15 protein-coding genes and 1 riboswitch are annotated in these 16,294 nt (G+C 39.3%); of the genes, 11 read left to right on the forward strand and 4 right to left on the reverse strand.

The features are described 5' to 3' along the window. The first annotated feature begins 189 nt into the window (after positions 1-189). The 6 genes from AC1TO9_RS11330 to queF all read left to right on the forward strand — a co-directional run bounded on the left by AC1TO9_RS11330 (position 190) and on the right by queF (position 4,082). The gene (locus tag AC1TO9_RS11330; protein ID WP_482059209.1) at positions 190-618 is read left to right on the forward strand and encodes a hypothetical protein; all 429 of its coding nucleotides are present in this window, start codon (positions 190-192) and stop codon (positions 616-618) included. A 36-nt stretch (positions 619-654) separates the two neighbouring features. After that, positions 655-1,359 carry an AIM24 family protein gene (locus tag AC1TO9_RS11335; RefSeq protein ID WP_482055530.1) on the forward strand — a complete coding sequence of 235 codons (705 nt, stop codon included), beginning with the start codon at positions 655-657 and terminating at the stop codon, positions 1,357-1,359. A gap of 128 nt (positions 1,360-1,487) precedes the next feature. After that, positions 1,488-1,531: riboswitch (PreQ1 riboswitch) on the forward strand. 94 nt (positions 1,532-1,625) lie between these two features. Further along, positions 1,626-2,309 carry a 7-cyano-7-deazaguanine synthase QueC gene (queC, locus tag AC1TO9_RS11340; RefSeq protein WP_482055529.1) on the forward strand — a complete coding sequence of 228 codons (684 nt, stop codon included), beginning with the start codon at positions 1,626-1,628 and terminating at the stop codon, positions 2,307-2,309. Further along, positions 2,306-2,815 carry a 6-carboxytetrahydropterin synthase QueD gene (gene queD / locus AC1TO9_RS11345; RefSeq protein WP_482059210.1) on the forward strand — a complete coding sequence of 170 codons (510 nt, stop codon included), beginning with the start codon at positions 2,306-2,308 and terminating at the stop codon, positions 2,813-2,815. The genes queC and queD overlap by 4 nt, the downstream gene beginning before the upstream one ends. After that, complete coding sequence (gene queE, locus AC1TO9_RS11350; protein WP_482059211.1) at positions 2,812-3,558, forward strand: 7-carboxy-7-deazaguanine synthase QueE; 747 nt, start codon at positions 2,812-2,814, stop codon at positions 3,556-3,558. Before queD ends, queE begins: the two co-directional genes overlap by 4 nt. Positions 3,559-3,584: 26 nt before the next feature. After that, the gene (gene queF / locus AC1TO9_RS11355; RefSeq protein WP_482055526.1) at positions 3,585-4,082 is read left to right on the forward strand and encodes a preQ(1) synthase; all 498 of its coding nucleotides are present in this window, start codon (positions 3,585-3,587) and stop codon (positions 4,080-4,082) included. Positions 4,083-4,180: 98 nt separating this feature from the next. Here the strand turns inward: queF and AC1TO9_RS11360 are convergent, their stop codons facing one another. Continuing rightward, entirely contained in the window at positions 4,181-6,082 is a 1,902-nt protein-coding gene (locus tag AC1TO9_RS11360; RefSeq protein ID WP_482059212.1) for an ATP-binding protein, read from the reverse strand. A 276-nt stretch (positions 6,083-6,358) separates the two neighbouring features. On the opposite strand from AC1TO9_RS11360, the gene AC1TO9_RS11365 reads away from it, so the two are divergent. Further along, positions 6,359-7,288 (forward strand): hypothetical protein, encoded by a 930-nt coding sequence (locus AC1TO9_RS11365; RefSeq protein ID WP_482059213.1) that lies wholly within the window; start codon positions 6,359-6,361, stop codon positions 7,286-7,288. A gap of 71 nt (positions 7,289-7,359) precedes the next feature. Then, positions 7,360-7,599 carry an NHLP leader peptide family RiPP precursor gene (locus AC1TO9_RS11370; protein ID WP_482055523.1) on the forward strand — a complete coding sequence of 80 codons (240 nt, stop codon included), beginning with the start codon at positions 7,360-7,362 and terminating at the stop codon, positions 7,597-7,599. Between the two features lie 81 nt (positions 7,600-7,680). Here AC1TO9_RS11370 and AC1TO9_RS11375 read toward each other — a convergent pair whose 3' ends face one another. From AC1TO9_RS11375 to AC1TO9_RS11385, 3 genes are all read right to left on the reverse strand, one after another. Continuing rightward, a complete protein-coding gene (locus tag AC1TO9_RS11375) occupies positions 7,681-9,594 on the reverse strand; it encodes an ATP-binding protein (RefSeq protein WP_482059214.1) in 1,914 nt (637 codons plus the stop codon). Positions 9,595-9,816: 222 nt separating this feature from the next. Next, positions 9,817-12,252 (reverse strand): glycoside hydrolase family 94 protein, encoded by a 2,436-nt coding sequence (locus AC1TO9_RS11380; protein ID WP_482055521.1) that lies wholly within the window; start codon positions 12,250-12,252, stop codon positions 9,817-9,819. A gap of 131 nt (positions 12,253-12,383) precedes the next feature. Continuing rightward, positions 12,384-13,442 (reverse strand): LacI family DNA-binding transcriptional regulator, encoded by a 1,059-nt coding sequence (locus tag AC1TO9_RS11385; RefSeq protein WP_482059215.1) that lies wholly within the window; start codon positions 13,440-13,442, stop codon positions 12,384-12,386. A 202-nt stretch (positions 13,443-13,644) separates the two neighbouring features. On the opposite strand from AC1TO9_RS11385, the gene AC1TO9_RS11390 reads away from it, so the two are divergent. From AC1TO9_RS11390 to AC1TO9_RS11400, 3 genes are read left to right on the forward strand one after another with little or no spacing between them, the layout of a single operon-like run. Further along, positions 13,645-14,328 carry a GntR family transcriptional regulator gene (locus AC1TO9_RS11390; protein WP_482055519.1) on the forward strand — a complete coding sequence of 228 codons (684 nt, stop codon included), beginning with the start codon at positions 13,645-13,647 and terminating at the stop codon, positions 14,326-14,328. 15 nt (positions 14,329-14,343) lie between these two features. Then, a complete protein-coding gene (uxuA, locus tag AC1TO9_RS11395) occupies positions 14,344-15,432 on the forward strand; it encodes a mannonate dehydratase (RefSeq protein ID WP_482055518.1) in 1,089 nt (362 codons plus the stop codon). Next, on the forward strand, positions 15,429-16,286 hold the full coding sequence (locus AC1TO9_RS11400; RefSeq protein ID WP_482055517.1) for an SDR family oxidoreductase: 858 nt from the start codon (positions 15,429-15,431) through the stop codon (positions 16,284-16,286). The genes uxuA and AC1TO9_RS11400 overlap by 4 nt, the downstream gene beginning before the upstream one ends. Positions 16,287-16,294 lie beyond the last annotated feature (8 nt).

The following is a 16,294-nucleotide window of genomic DNA, read 5'->3' on the forward strand; positions in this document are numbered from 1 at the left end:
ATTCTAACATAAATCAAAGCCACCTTCACCTTTACCACGTTCTTCATCTCAGGTTATATATATGCCGAATCAAACATAATGTATTTTCTTCTAACTTATATTAATATAGATGTAGATGAAGTAGATTATTGTCGAACATTGGCTATTATAGTTCATAGTTCGTATACATTACATCAGGTGGTGATTAATATGAAGTTACGAATTCTCCTTGGTAAATTCAGTATAACTACAGTTATTATCCTTGTCCTATGTATTTCGATCACTCTTCTACCACAAAAGACATATGCGAATTACTTCACAGATTTTTATGAAGGATTAGAAATATTCTCCGGGCTTCCAGCCCAAATGAATGAGCTAAAGAAAAACTATGAGCAGACTTATAGTGATCTAAACGATGCCCGAGCAAATATTAAAGCCTATGAACAACAAACAGCACAACTGATAGAACAGAATCGCCAACTCACAGAGACGGTTCAACTATTGAATGATTCAGAGATAGCACGTCAGAATCGCTACTCTCAAATAAAAAATATCGTCATTTGGGCAATAGCTCTAGCTGTAGGTTATTTCGTTCTTACACGTACGACTCGCTTCGTGATGAGGCGCTCAAATAAGTGATAGGTCTATTTAACTTCTGCATAGGAGGTTCACCCCATGGATATACGAATAGATAATCCCAGTAATGCCCCCATTGGACAAGCAGTCACCTTTTCTCTTGCAGAAGGAGATCTCATTCATATACTTCATCCCGAACAGATCGTTTCCTATCGAGGACCATCTAACGGGCGCAGCGATCGTTTCATGAATGTGAAACGTATGTACCGCAAGGGGAAGTTGATCCAATCAGACATGAGCGGTCCTTCTCAATTTGTGGCAGCGCTACCTCCTGGCTTTGCAATGAAATCTGTGGAAATCCATAATGGTAGTGATCTCCTTTATGATTTTCGCAATCTGTTCTTCTATAGTGATGGCATTACTATGCAGACACGGCTGTTACAAATCAAGAATATGCTCGTCACTCGTGATGTCATAAAAGTGAAGTTCTCTGGAACAGGAACCCTCGGCCTACTTACTCAAGGACCTGTGTGCCAAACTGAGCTACACCCTACAGAACCTGTCTATATCGATGCTGGAAGTCTGGTCGCCTATCCTGAGAATGCTAAGCTTGAGTTAACCGTATATGGAAACACACTCGCCAGCCAGCACATGAGCTATCACTGGAAGATGACTGGACTAGGGTCCGTTCTTTTCCAGGCTGGTCGTCAAAACCATCGATTGGAAAAAGAGTGGGCTAATGATGGTTTCATCAAGCGTGTACTTAGAGAAGTCATCCCATTTGGAGGGATTTTCATTAAATAGTAGATCGTCAGATAAACATTGGGATAAGTTAATAACGTGATTATTTACTGCTTCCATGTTATAATGATGCCGTTCTAAGTTCACGTTGTACAAGTTATAATAATTGAAGATAATCTATGCTGATCTGCATGGAAGAGGTTCGCGAACTCCCTCTATAAAAAACTATTTACCTTATTCGATGTAATGAGGCTTTTTTCGAGTTGGATACAGTTCATGAATCTCCTATTCTTCTATGAAATTTAAAGAAGATTGCGAGGTTTTTTGTGATGATTAACGACAAAGCGGTCGTCGTATTCAGCGGCGGCCAAGACAGTACTACATGCTTATTTTGGGCCAAGAAAAATTATAGTGAGGTAGAAACCATTACCTTCGACTACGGTCAACGTCATAAATTAGAGATTGAGTGCGCAGCAAGTATTGCAGCTGATCTGGGTGTCAAACAGACCGTACTTGATATGAGTCTGCTGAGTCAACTTGCTCCGAACGCACTAACTCGTCACGATATTGATATCACTCACGAAGATGGCCAGCTTCCTAACACCACCGTGGATGGACGTAACTTGCTATTTCTAAGTTTCGCAGCGATCGTTGCAAAGCAGATTGGTGCGAGGCATTTAATTACTGGTGTGTGCGAAACAGATTTCAGTGGGTATCCTGACTGCAGAGACGTGTTCATCAAATCTCTCAATGTCACTCTTAATCTATCTATGGATTATAATTTCGTAGTTCATACTCCCCTCATGTGGTTGAACAAAGCAGAAACATGGCAAATGTCTGATGAATTAGGTGCATTCGACTATATTCGGAATCGTACATTAACTTGTTATAACGGTATCATTGGTGATGGCTGCGGAGAATGTCCAGCATGCATGCTTCGAAAGGCAGGCCTTGATCAGTATTTAGTTGCACGCAACGATTCTGCATCACTTAAGGGTGGTGCTGAAGGATGACTCGTACACCAGGGGAATTCCGCATCGTAGATGCTCTTCAGCACTTCGAAAGGGATATTCAGCGTGATGAACTCAGATACCACACCAAAAGAGTACTCGTCAGTAAGGAATTCACTTTCGACGCCTCTCATCACCTACATGCCTATGAAGGGAAATGTAAAAATCTACACGGTCATACGTACAAAGCCGTCTTTGGAATTAGTGGTATACCTAATGATATAGGATTAACGATTGATTTCGGAGATATCAAAGAAATTTGGAAAGATCGTATCGAGCCCTTTCTTGACCATCGTTATCTGAATGAAACTTTACCAAAAATGAATACTACGGCTGAGAATATGGTCGTCTGGTTGTTCGAGCAAATGGAAGATGCCTTGCACAACTCCGATCATTTCAATAAACCGAACGATATAAATCACTCTAGAAAGATCCGTACAGAATTTGTACGACTTTATGAAACTCCTACAAGCTTTGCCGAAGCAAGACGGGAGTGGATGATTGGGTGAGTAACGCTACGATAAATCGCCCCATTCCCGTTCTCGAAATATTCGGACCTACCGTCCAGGGCGAAGGGATGGTCATCGGGAGAAAAACGATGTTCATTCGTATGGCTGGCTGTGACTATCGTTGCTCATGGTGTGACTCAAGCTTTACTTGGGACGGTAGTGGAAAGGAACACATCAGGCTTCTTACGCCTGAACTGATCTGGGATGAACTCTCCCAAGTTGGTGGAGACCGCTTCTCACATGTGACTCTCTCCGGTGGTAATCCCGCCTTACTTCCGCAACTTGGCAGATTAATTGAGTTGTTACACCAGCGGAACATAACAATTGCAGTCGAAACACAAGGCTCCAAATGGCAAGATTGGCTCACTACCGTTGATGAAGTAACATTGTCCCCTAAGCCTCCAAGTTCTGGCATGAGTACAGAATGGGAAGTATTAGATGTTATTATAGATAACTTGAATTCTCGACCTTCAGCTTATTCCCATAGTCTAAAAGTGGTTGTTTTTAACGAGGATGATCTGGAATATGCTGTTAAGGTTCATCTTCGCTATCCGGATGCTACTATGTATCTACAAGTGGGGAACGAAGATGTCCACACAATGGACTCTGCTCAACTCACGACTACTCTATTACAGCGATATGAATGGCTTATTGATAAAGTAATGGATTCCTCCATTCTTAATGATGTGCGGGTATTGCCTCAGCTTCATACGTTAGTATGGGGGAACAAACGCGGCGTTTAATAAACAATAAAGGGGTATCATATATTATGTCAGGAAGACAACCTAATGAAATGGAAGACATTACGTTACTCGGAAATCAAGGGACGAAATATGTTACAGAGTATGATCCCTCCATTCTCGAAAGCTTTGATAACAAGCATCCTTACCGAGATTACTTCGTTAAATTTAACTGTCCGGAATTTACAAGCTTATGTCCTATTACCGGGCAACCAGATTTCGCTACAATCTATATTAGTTATATCCCTCATATTAAAATGGTAGAAAGTAAATCTCTTAAGCTATACCTATTCAGCTTCCGTAATCATGGAGATTTCCATGAAGACTGCATGAATATTATTATGAATGATCTTATTGCATTGATGGATCCCAAGTATATTGAAGTATGGGGGAAATTCACGCCACGCGGTGGAATATCCATTGATCCCTACTGTAATTACGGACGTCCAGGAACGAAATATGAGGAAATGGCACAACATCGTCTCATGAATCACGACATGTATCCAGAGAAAATAGATAATAGATAATCCTCCAGAAAAAAAGGGGCTATCTCATAAGTGACCTTTAATGGCTTATGAGATAGCCCCTTCGTATATCATAATTTCCACGCTATGCGTTATTCCCCTTATGAGCCCACTGGGAAACCAATGACGACCTCTGTTCCGATCCCTTTTTCACTTGTAAACATAATATTTCCCTCCATTGCTTCAATGATCCTGAACGTCACCATTAGACCAAGGCCAGTTCCTCTAGTCTTATTAGAGTAGTAAGGTTCTCCCAAACGCTTAATTTCATCAGCTTCCATTCCTTCTCCATTATCATAGATATGGATAACAACTTGTCCTGTATCTTGATATGCCCATATTCTAACAACTCCGTCTTCACCCAAAGCCTCAATACTATTCTTAATCATATTAATGAACGCTTGCTTGAATTTAGATACATTTCCGCGAATCATCAATCCAGACGGAATATCAATCTGAATACGCCCACCTTGGTAGTTGGCCAAAGGTAAAAGTATGCTTTCTATATGTTTAAACTCAACAAAAATATCTAGCAGAGTAACCTGTTCAATTTCAGGCTTAGCAAATGTTAAAAAGTCTGTAATAATGCTGGATGCTCTATCTAATTCCTCAATAGCAAGCTTTAAATAATCTCTCTCTTTATCCTTAGATTTCTCCTCCAACAATTGAAGAAACCCCCTTGTGACTTGCAGTGGATTTCTTACTTCATGCGCTACAGAAGCTGCTAGTTCACTAATAATATCCATCTTCTCAGAGCGCTGTAGTTCATTATTAAACCGTTCGAGTTCCTTAGAATACTCAATAACTCGACGATGATTTAACGCTAATTTCCTTCCAAGCACTACAATGAGTGAGATCAGAAACCCTATTAATCCCCATTTCCATAGAAACAATTCATAATTTCTCTCTTGCATATAAAACCATATAAACTCCGCTATCACCACTAATGAGAATATAATAAATCCCAAAAAAATAATTCCAGCGTCTTTATTCCCCTTAATGGCGTAGTATATGGCATGAATCATCAGTATCATACCTTGAATTATAATTAGAATACCTAATAGCAGCACGGAGACCACATAATAAGCTTCGTACAGTTCATTATCATAAAGACTGTTGATCAACATAAAAACCAAACAAAACAGGGAGTAGATCACCTGGAATTTGCGCAATTTACGAATAGATCCACCATATCCCTTACCAATCATGGATTCAAATATGTAGGTCAGACCTGGTAAAAAGGTAAATAGAGCTATATCAAATAGGGCGATATACAAGTTACCATATTCTCCGTAATGGCTATATAAAAAAGGCGAATATGTAATGATTAATATACCTATCGAAAATAACACGACATTTAGTGGGACCCATTCAGCTATTTGGGCCTTTCTTAAGAATATGGTACAAATAAGCATTACTATCGCTATAAAAATAATAGAACTTCCTAAAATGATATCCATCAAGTTTGTCACGATGAAACGTTGGAGTAGTGTCTGGTAATCTCCGACAATAATCTCCTCAACCATACCTATACGATTATTCTGTGCATGTAAGACCATAACTATTTCTTTACCTGCATCCTGAGGATTTAACGGCAAAAGGATCGTGTTCAAATCATACATATAGGTTCTATCGTCCTTATAAAGGATCTCATTATCTAAATATATATGGACCTTATTCGCATAAAGCTTATTCATGAATAATGCTGGAGTATTTATTCCAAATGCCGGCAGTCTAAATTTGATCCATAAATGATCACTTAAATGCTCACGATTTGAAATACTCAGATTTGAGTCACGCCAAGTCCAGGAATTTGAGGGATGAACAGTATTTATATTTTGTATAGATTCCCTATAACTCTGATCCCAATAATATTGCCATTTCGTAATTGTAGTGGAATCATGCCTTGGCTCCTCTTGAGGAGATGCATAGATCGTATTAAAAGATGTACCGACAATCATCATAAACATAACAACAAACACACTTCTTAGAACCCACTTCATGAATACACCTCAACATAAAATAAATAGTACTCTCTCTTCGTTTATTTTTCAGTATTATTCAAAATTCGACAAACTTCGTTACTTCCCTCTAAAAAAATCCAAATTATTGAAAATAAAAATTTATTTTATCAATATAAACGATTTTCACATAGGATTACTAAAATAACTGTAGTAAAATATTGAAAAGGGAGGTGTCACTTTTATTATCCAATCTAATACATTCATCTGTTGAATCTGAAGCAAGGCATCAAAAATTCTAATTATTCAGGTGATTCTATGAATTGGTATACAGACTTCGAAAATGAAATAGCCCATGTCTTTGTCGCTTCACAACGCGTAGTAGAGAATTTTCCACCGCCACTAAATCACAAAGGCTTAACTTATCTAAGTAAATTTGATGCTCGACGAGAGGATAGCGCAAAGAACTATATTTGCTATCTATTGCCCTTTTGGTTAAAGGATTTGAGTCATCTTAAGAATGAGGATTATGTCGCATTATCTGTTGGCAATGTATTTGCCATGCTCTACTTCTTCATTCAAGATGATATCATGGATAGTAAAGACGACTTAGATCGAGATCAAATACCACTCGCAAATTTACTTCTTATGCATTTCCAACAAATCTACAGAAATTATTTTCCTTCCACTTCCCCATTCTGGATATACTTTCACCAATACATAATCGAATGGGCAGACGGTGTCTCCAATGAGAAGCAACAGGATTACTTTCACACAAATTTAGCTATGATGGCCAGTAAAGCCGCTCCCCTGAAGCTGTCTAGTACAGGTACCTTATTACTATCAGGGCAGTCTGAACTCGTATCCCCCTTATCAGACATGATCAATCATGTCCTTATTACTTTACAGATGGCTGATGACTGGATTGATTGGCAGGAAGATTACAATGAAAACAACTACAACGGATTGATATCCATGATTAAAACGGAGAATGATTCAGGGGAACCTATAACTATCGAATATATTAAAAATGCTATCTTTGTCCATGGTGTATTGAAGCGTTATACAGAAGTCGCCATTCGTAATCACACTTATATTCAACAGTTAAACTTAAACCTTCCTTACCTTTTATCCTTTCATGAAACACTTGTTAATGATTTGATTAAAGATGCTGAACGGATTGAGAAAGACAAAACATTACAAATACATGGTGGATTATATTACTTTTTATCAAAAAATATGAAATAATGGTAGATTTATTTCACTTCCCATGTTATCCTCATAAAGTAAGTATTAACCAATTTGAAAGGGTGATTCTAATGGCGCAACAGGCTCTCCTTCAAACACAAGTCATTAACAAGGCATGGGAGGATCCAAGTTTCAAGGCACTTCTCTTAACAGATCCTAAGAAAGCGATCAAAGACGCACTAGGAGTTATTATTCCAGATCATATTAAGCTTAGAACAGTGGAGGAATCATCCGATGTATTCTATCTAGTCCTTCCTTCTAGCCCTTCTGGAAACAATCCTGATGACACTCAAACAAAAGCAAAGTGGTAGTTTAGTTACATTACCTTTCACTTCATAGATTACTGCTAAGGGTTGGGCATGGGGCACACTACCTCTCTATCCATCATGGATTCAATCCAAGATGGATGGGAAGGTAATGACCGCCTCTGTCCCAACCCCTTTTTGACTTTTATATTGAATTTCTCCTTTCATTACTTCAATTATTCTAAAACTCACCATTAAGCCTAATCCAGTTCCTTTCGTTTTATTCGAGAAATAGGGCTCTCCCAATCGTGCTAATTCCTCCTGATCCATTCCCTCGCCATTATCTTGAATATGGATAGACACAGATGAATGATCTTGATAAGCCCATATTCTAATATCACCTCCACCTTTCCAAGCTTCAATACTATTCTTAATTAAATTGATAAGAGCCTGCTTAAACTTAGATGAATCGCCCCTGATCTTAATATCCTGAGGAACCTCTACCTTAATTTCTCCACCTGATAAATTAGCAAGCGGCAAAAGAATACCTTCAACATGCTTCAATTCATCATAAATATTCAACTCTATAGTCCGATCGAATCCAGGCTTAGCAAATGTCAGGAAATCAGTAATGATATTCGAAGCATGATCTAGTTCATCAAGTGCCAATGTCAAATACTCTCGCTCCCGTTCTTTCTCATAACTTTCCAATAATAACTGTAAGAATCCTCTTGTCACCTGTAACGGATTTCTCACTTCATGTGCAACTGATGCTGCCAGCTCACTAATGATCTCGATCTTCTCGGAGCGTTGTAGCTCATTATTAAATAATTCCAGTTCCTTAGAATATTGAACAATTTGATCGTGATTAGCAGCGAATCTTCTTCCACTAATAATAATGAGCACTACAATAAATGCGACAACACCCCATTTCCAAGCAAAAAAGTCATAGTTTCCCGAGCTATAATAAAACTGTACCATTTCAATTAAAACAGTTCCTGCAATAAGCATGATTCCAATGGATAGAATTAAGGCATCCTTATTGCCCTTAACGACATAAACAATCGAAGTAATGACCAATAACAGACATTGAACGATAATCGTGTACCCTAAAATCTCGACAGAAACAAAATAATAGTATTCATAATACTTGTCTCTCAAAAACTCATTCATTAACATAAACATAAAACAAATAATAGAGTATCCAACCTGGAATCTTCGAAAATGTTTCACAATAGAACGATATCCACTACCAAACGTTTCCTCAAAGAAGAACGTTAATGATGGCAACAAAACAAACATTGAACAATCAAACGCAATATCAAATAACTTCCCCTGGCTTCCAAATAACATGTATAAATAAGATGAATAGGTCATCAGTAAAATACCTATAGAGAAAATAATGACTGACAATGAAAACCACATCGATAAAAATTCTTTTCTTAGAAAAATGGAGCCAATCAGCATTATGACCGATACAAAAATAAACGAGCTACCAAAAATAACATCAATCAGATCCTGATTAACAAATCTCGAGATCCGTTCATGGAAGTTCCCAAGCACTAGTCTATCCTGAATGCCTATTCTTCCAATGTCTGTTGCAGTTCCTACATACATTAATTCGTTAGAATCGTTCAACTTCTTGGGATTAATAACCTCGTTCACTTTATAGTCATCCATGTTCTGCGATTCATATATTAGCGAATTACTTGTCTTAAGGGCAATATCCTGTCTATAATTGTTATTGATAAATAATGCTGGGGTACCCCAATGCATCTCAGATAACTGTATCTTATACCATAGGGTTGAATCGATTTTCGGTTTAATGGGTATTGGCTCGCTTGAGTCACCATCTACCCAATCCTCCTGCAGTTCTAAAGCTGTATCTCCCATTAACTCGGCCTGCGAGCCCCATTTGGTCTGCCATTCTTTAATTGTTATAGTGTTTTCTTGCTGATCTTGCTGATCTTGCTGAACTTCTCTATTATTGGTTGAGATAAGAACTAATGAGATCATGATCAACACAATAATAACAGCCATCATTTTGGGTACAACCTTCATAGTAAACAGCACCTCAGTAGTAATATTTAGATTAAAGTTATAGATATCAATATTGAATAATCTATACATTCTACCTATTGATGGCTTAAACCTTCTATAATAAGTAATATTTTAAAAATTAAGTGAATGACATCGGTTTTTATGCATAAGAATTTACATTTTCCCATAAAAAATAGACCATAGCCTAAGCCATGATCTATTTCAGTATAAACTATATTATGTTTATCCTAATACAACGTCCACTTGATGTGTCTTGCCATCGCCAATAACGGATAGTACGTTACCTTCGATCAATTTACCATCGACAGTCATGGAGGCTACTCCTTTGGATACATGGTTTGGATTCGTAATGTTAATTACAAAGGTATCTCCACGGAAGACACGTGTGATACTAAATCCATCCCAAGCTGTTGGGATACATGGATTCACTCTAAGTCCATCAAATTCTGGTTGAATCCCGAGTATGGATTGTGTGATTGCCACAAAGTTCCATGCTGCTGTACCCGTTAGCCAAGAGTTCTTCGCCTCACCTTCACGCACCGCATCTTTACCTGCAATCATTTGAGAATAGACATATGGTTCTGTACGATGAATATCACTGATCTCTTCCAAATAGGCAGGTGCAATCTTCTTGTAAAGTTCAAATGCACGATCTCCACGGCCAATAGTCGTCTCAGCCATCATAATCCATGGATTATTGTGGCAGAATATGCCTGCATTTTCTTTGTATCCTGGCGGATACGAGGAAATTTCACCAAGATTAATATAGTATTTGGAATATGGTGGATTCTGCAGAACGATACCATATTTCGTATCTAGTCTTTCTTCAACCGCATCCAAGGCTTTCTTCGCTAATCCTTCTTCAACACCAATTCCAGCCATGACGCAGAATCCTTGTGGCTCAATAAAGATTTGTCCCTCTTCATTCTCTTTACTTCCCACTTTATTACCATAATGATCATAAGCACGCAAGAACCATTCACCATCGAACCCATGCTCAAGCGTTATTGATGTCATGGTATCAATATGTTTCTGCGCAGCATTAGCTTCGTCGTCAAGCCCTCTACGTTTACATAGTTCCACAAAATCTGGTCCCGTGAATACGAATAGACCCGCGATAAACACAGATTCTGCTACGCGTCCTTCTAAGTTCTGAGTCGTTTGGTAAGGCTCATCTGGAACGTTAGAGAAACAGTTCAAGTTCAAGCAATCATTCCAATCTGCACGACCAATGAGTGGTAGACCATGTGGTCCAAGATTCTCAATGACGTGGTAGAAGGAACGTTTCAAGTGTTCGAATAAGCTTGCTGTATTATTCGGATCACTGTCGAAAGGAACCTCTTCATCTAGAATGCTGAAATCTCCCGTTTCCTTAATGTACGCAGCTGTTCCGAGGATCAACCATAATGGGTCGTCGTTGAATCCACCACCGATTTCGTTATTACCTTGTTTCGTTAATGGTTGGTATTGATGATATGCTCCGCCGTCCTCGAATTGAGTTGAGGCAATATCAATGATACGCTCTTTCGCCCGTTCTGGAATTTGGTGTACAAATCCAAGTAGATCCTGATTGGAGTCACGGAAGCCCATACCACGGCCAATACCGGATTCAAAGTAAGAAGCTGAACGTGACATATTGAAGGTAACCATACATTGATATGGATTCCAAATATTAACCATACGATCCAGCTTGTCGTCTCCACTATTAACCGTATATTTAGACAGAAGATCATTCCAGTAAGCTTGAAGATCTTCCATCGCTCTGTCCACGTCTGATTCATTCGCGAATTGCTGTATCATCGCTTCAGCGCGTGTTTTGTTAATGACATCCAGCGCTTCCCACTTCTCTTCCTCTGGGTTCTCTACATACCCCAATATGAAGTTGTAACTTATTTCTTCTCCAGGTGCAAGTTCAATCTCCATACAATGTGAAGCAATCGGTGACCAACCACTTGCAATAGAATTGGATGATTGTCCAGCAGCAACCACTTGTGGGTTATCAAGACCATTATATAGACCTAAGAAGGACTCGCGATCCGTGTCGAATCCATCCATCGGCCGATTCGCCGAGAAGAAAGCAAAATGATTACGACGTTCGCGATACTCTGTCTTATGATAAATGACAGAATCCTTCACCTCTACTTCACCTGTATTTAGGTTACGTTGGAAGTTCGTCATATCGTCATATGCATTCCACAAACAGAACTCTACAAATGAGAACAATTTCACTTTTTTCGTTGCATTTGATGTATTGGATACCGTTACTTTATGAACTTCACCGTTATAATTCAAAGGTACTAGTGCTAATTGATTAACGCGAATTCCATTTCTTTCACCCGTAATAGAGGTATAACCGAGACCGTGACGGCATTCATAGAAATCGAGTTCTCTCTTGACTGGCATCCAACCTGGAGTCCAGAAATCACCTTCATCATACAGGTAGAAGTAACGACCACCATTATCTACTGGAATGTTATTGTAACGGTAACGAGTTAATCTACGAAGCCGAGCATCACGGTAGAAGGAATATCCACCCGCCGTATTGGACATCAAACCGAAAAACTTCTCATTACCAAGATAGTTGATCCAAGGATACGGTGTTTTAGGCGTGTTAATAACATACTCTTTGTTCTTATCATCGAAAGATCCGTACTTCATTTACAAAACTCCTCTCAATTTATAAATCTATGAACGCGTGTTTATTTCGCGTTAAATGAATCCCCTGTAAAGGGGAACACTTTAGAATAATATCGTGAAATGGTTACTATAAAAACCTTCTTCTTTAAAGCCTAGAATCCCAGTTTCTTAGTGGATTCCCTGATCATTAACTGTGTTGGAAAGCTAATTGTACTGAAGGATACGCTTCCCTTCTCACACATTTCGACTAGACTAATCGCTGCCTTTTGAGACATTTCATAGATAGGTAGACTTACAGATGAAAGACTAGGATTCAGTTGTGAAGCTACAGGTATATTATCAAATCCAATGAGTGATAACTGTTCCGGAATTGCAATTCCAAGTTCTTTGCAAGCATCCATTGCTCCAAGAGCCATCTCATCATTCGCTGAGAAGATCGCAGTCGGCCATGTATTCTTATCAGATTGCAATAGCCTTCTCACTTCCTCTTGAGCCTTAACCCTTAGGAAATCACCACTTAAGATATAATCATTATCCACATTCAAACCATGATTATGCATCGCCATAACATATGCCTGATAGCGCTGTTGGCCAGAATAAGTATTCTGTCTACCGCTAATAAATGCAATATCACGATGTCCTAGACTAATCAAATGTTCGACCGCTTTTGCTGCACCCTCATAATCTTTAGAGTTTATAACAGCCAAATTGTTGCGGTCTAGCCCATTCTCAAGCAACTCTGCAATGTCATAGTCTATCAGAACAAAAGGTACCTCCAGATCAGCTATGATTCTAGCCATAGCCATATTATTCTCGGTACCTACAATAATGCCTCCGTCAATTCTTTTCTGCTGGAACGCTTGCCTTACCTTCTGGAAATCATCCTCCGAGTATATTGTGTGGATCAACACATAATAGCCAAGCGCATTAGCGGTGTCTACTAGTGCATCCACAAATGGTGCAAAATAATTATTCTGATAAATACGATTCGGATTATGCTTCTCAGCGGTACTAACAACAAATAGCCCAATAGTATTCGTTCCCTTGCCTGCTAACACTCTTGCAGATGTGTTGGGCTCATAATGATGTTCTTCAATGATCTTCATGATCTTTACTCGTGTCTTCTCAGGTACGTTTGAATAATTGTTAATGACGCGGGACACTGTGCTTCTAGACACCCCCGCAAGTTTGGCGATATCTTCACTTCGCATAGTAACCCTCTTTTGTGAAAGCGCGTTTATTTCATATATTGTAACTGCTTATATGGATTATTTCAATCCTATTTTTGGATATTTTTTGTCCAACTTAGCAATATACGGACACATTTTACCATCCAGATGAAATTCCCTACTACCATACTAGCATACAAGTATGCTAGTATATATTTATCCTACTTAATAAGGAGATGATCTATTGGATCTATTTATGAGAGCGCAACCAATTTCAACCCGAGACGCTATCTATTATGCACTACGGGATCAGATTGTGTTGTTAGAACTTCCTCCGGGCACCGGAATATCCGAGAAGGAAATGTCGATCAAGTTCAATGTGAGCAGAACACCTGTCAGGGAAAGCTTCGTTAGACTCTCACAAGAAGGTCTATTGGAAATATACCCTCAACGCGGAACCTTCGTCTCCCTCATTGATTTAGATCTTGTTGAAGAGGCACGCTTCATGCGTGAACAATTAGAAAAAGCCATTATTCAACTCGCATGCACAAGTTTTCCCTCCGATCAATTAGCGATGTTAAAGAGTAATCTAGCGTTACAACAATTATGTATCGAGGAACACAATCACATCACTATGTTCGAGCTTGATGAAGCCTTCCATCGTATCCTATTTGATGGTTGTAATAAATTGAACACATGGTCGATCATGCAACAAATGAACGTACACTTGAATCGAACTAGAACACTACGCTTAGCAGCCGATCAACATTGGGATCTGCTCTATAATCAACATCTCCAAATGGTTCAGGCCATAGAGTGGCATTATCATCAACAGGCTGAACAACTGATGAGCGACCACTTACACCTGACGATTACTGATCAAGCTCTATTAAAGGAAAAGTACCCAGCTTATTTCAAAATTATATAATGGAGTGAACGCATTATGAAAATGGTATTCAGATGGTTCGGTGAGAATAACGATACTGTTACATTTCAACAAATAAAACAAATCCCAGGTGTTGAAGGCATCGCTTGGGCGCTTCATGATGAATTACCCGGTGAAGAATGGCCAATGGAGAAAATACTCGAAATCAAAGAACAGGCAGAGCAAGCTGGTCTTCATATACATGTCGTGGAGAGTGTTAATATTCATGAAGATATAAAGCTCGGACTTCCCAGTCGCGACAAGTATATCGAGAATTACAAAAGAACAATCGCTAAGCTAGCACAAGCAGGTGTTAAGGTGATCTGTTACAACTTCATGCCCATCTTCGATTGGCTACGTACTGATCTATATAAAGAAGCAAGTGATGGTTCAACAGCTCTCTTCTATGAGAAGAGCAAAGTTAGTGGTCTCGATCCCTTCGAGCTAGTGAAACAAATTAACCAAAATTCAGATTTTACGATGCCCGGTTGGGAACCAGAACGTTTACAGCATTTGACTGCACTCTTTGAAGCTTACAAGAATGTCACTGTCGATGATCTGTGGGACAACGCCAAATACTTCTTAGATGCAATTATTCCTTTTGCGGCTGAACACGATATTCAGATGGCCATTCATCCGGATGATCCACCATGGCCTATATTTGGACTACCACGAATTATAACTAGCCAAGATCATATCCGTAAGTTCTTACAATTGCACGATAGTCCTTATAATGGTCTTACATTATGCAGTGGTTCGCTTGGAGCCAATCCTGATAATGATATTATTGGCATGATCCACGAGTTCGCCGATCGCATTCCTTTCACCCATATTCGTAATGTTCGCGTATTTGATAATGGAGATTTCATTGAAACATCACATCGTACGCAAGATGGCACGGTTGATATTACAGGAATTGTGCAAGCTTTCCATGAGAATGGCTTTGAAGGTTATTGCAGACCTGATCATGGTCGACATATATGGGATGAACAATGTAGACCTGGGTACGGTTTATATGACCGAGCACTCGGTATCATGTACCTATGGGGACTTTGGGATGCTTATCGACAAGGAACTACAATTGAGGGAAAGAAGGTGCAACAATGACTCACTCATTAACGGTTCATCCATCTTTGAAAGGTAAGGTTGTTGTCATTACAGGAGGGGCTGGTGTCTTATGCCGGGTAATGGCACTTGAACTTGCTAGACAAGGGGCATCTATTGCTATTCTAAATCGTACCATGGAGAAAGGTCTTGCTGTCGTAGCTGAGATTCAGGCCATTGGGGGGCGAGCTATATCAGTCTCATGCGATGTGACAGAACATAGCAGTGTCCTTCAGGCTTCAGAAATAGTTCTTGAAGAATTAGGGACATGCGACATACTAATTAACGGTGCTGGTGGAAATCATCCGAGCGCTAATACTACGAATGAAATTTTCAGTAGCGAAGATTTAAACAATCCTAATATTTCAACATTCTTCGATTTAAGTATTACTGGTTTTCGCAATGTGCTCGATCTTAACTTCATTGGCAGCCTGATTCCAACGCAAATATTTGCGAAACAAATGCTTGGTAAACAAGGAACGACAGTTATTAACATTTCATCGATGAGCGCACCTTCACCTATGACCAAAGTACCTGCGTATAGCGCAGCTAAAGCAGCTATCGATAACTTCACCCAGTGGCTTGCAGTCCATATGGCCGAGAGTGGCATTCGTGTAAATGCCATTGCTCCGGGATTCTTTCTCACGCAACAGAATGAGAAACTTCTAAAGAATGAGGATGGAACATTAACTGATCGCTCACATAAAATTATCACTCATACACCGATGCGCAGATTCGGTGAACCTAAGGACTTACTTGGCACGCTTCTATGGCTAAGTGACGAGAATACATCAGGTTTTGTTACTGGCGTAACCATTCCAGTCGATGGTGGATTTATGGCCTATTCAGGTGTGTAGAGAGAGGG

Source organism: Paenibacillus sp. Y916, from assembly GCF_056786435.1.

Excerpts from the sequence above, each read along its gene's own strand:
- AC1TO9_RS11330 (WP_482059209.1), top strand. The coding sequence starts at position 190 with ATGAAGTTACGAATTCTCCTTGGTAAATTCAGTATAACTACAGTTATT.
- queF (WP_482055526.1), top strand. The coding sequence starts at position 3,585 with ATGTCAGGAAGACAACCTAATGAAATGGAAGACATTACGTTACTCGGA.
- AC1TO9_RS11370 (WP_482055523.1), top strand. The coding sequence starts at position 7,360 with ATGGCGCAACAGGCTCTCCTTCAAACACAAGTCATTAACAAGGCATGG.
- AC1TO9_RS11380 (WP_482055521.1), bottom strand. The coding sequence starts at position 12,252 with ATGAAGTACGGATCTTTCGATGATAAGAACAAAGAGTATGTTATTAAC.
- AC1TO9_RS11375 (WP_482059214.1), bottom strand. The coding sequence starts at position 9,594 with ATGAAGGTTGTACCCAAAATGATGGCTGTTATTATTGTGTTGATCATG.
- AC1TO9_RS11365 (WP_482059213.1), top strand. The coding sequence starts at position 6,359 with ATGAATTGGTATACAGACTTCGAAAATGAAATAGCCCATGTCTTTGTC.
- AC1TO9_RS11385 (WP_482059215.1), bottom strand. The coding sequence starts at position 13,442 with ATGCGAAGTGAAGATATCGCCAAACTTGCGGGGGTGTCTAGAAGCACA.
- queC (WP_482055529.1), top strand. The coding sequence starts at position 1,626 with ATGATTAACGACAAAGCGGTCGTCGTATTCAGCGGCGGCCAAGACAGT.
- AC1TO9_RS11360 (WP_482059212.1), bottom strand. The coding sequence starts at position 6,082 with ATGAAGTGGGTTCTAAGAAGTGTGTTTGTTGTTATGTTTATGATGATT.
- AC1TO9_RS11400 (WP_482055517.1), top strand. The coding sequence starts at position 15,429 with ATGACTCACTCATTAACGGTTCATCCATCTTTGAAAGGTAAGGTTGTT.
- queD (WP_482059210.1), top strand. The coding sequence starts at position 2,306 with ATGACTCGTACACCAGGGGAATTCCGCATCGTAGATGCTCTTCAGCAC.
- uxuA (WP_482055518.1), top strand. The coding sequence starts at position 14,344 with ATGAAAATGGTATTCAGATGGTTCGGTGAGAATAACGATACTGTTACA.
- AC1TO9_RS11335 (WP_482055530.1), top strand. The coding sequence starts at position 655 with ATGGATATACGAATAGATAATCCCAGTAATGCCCCCATTGGACAAGCA.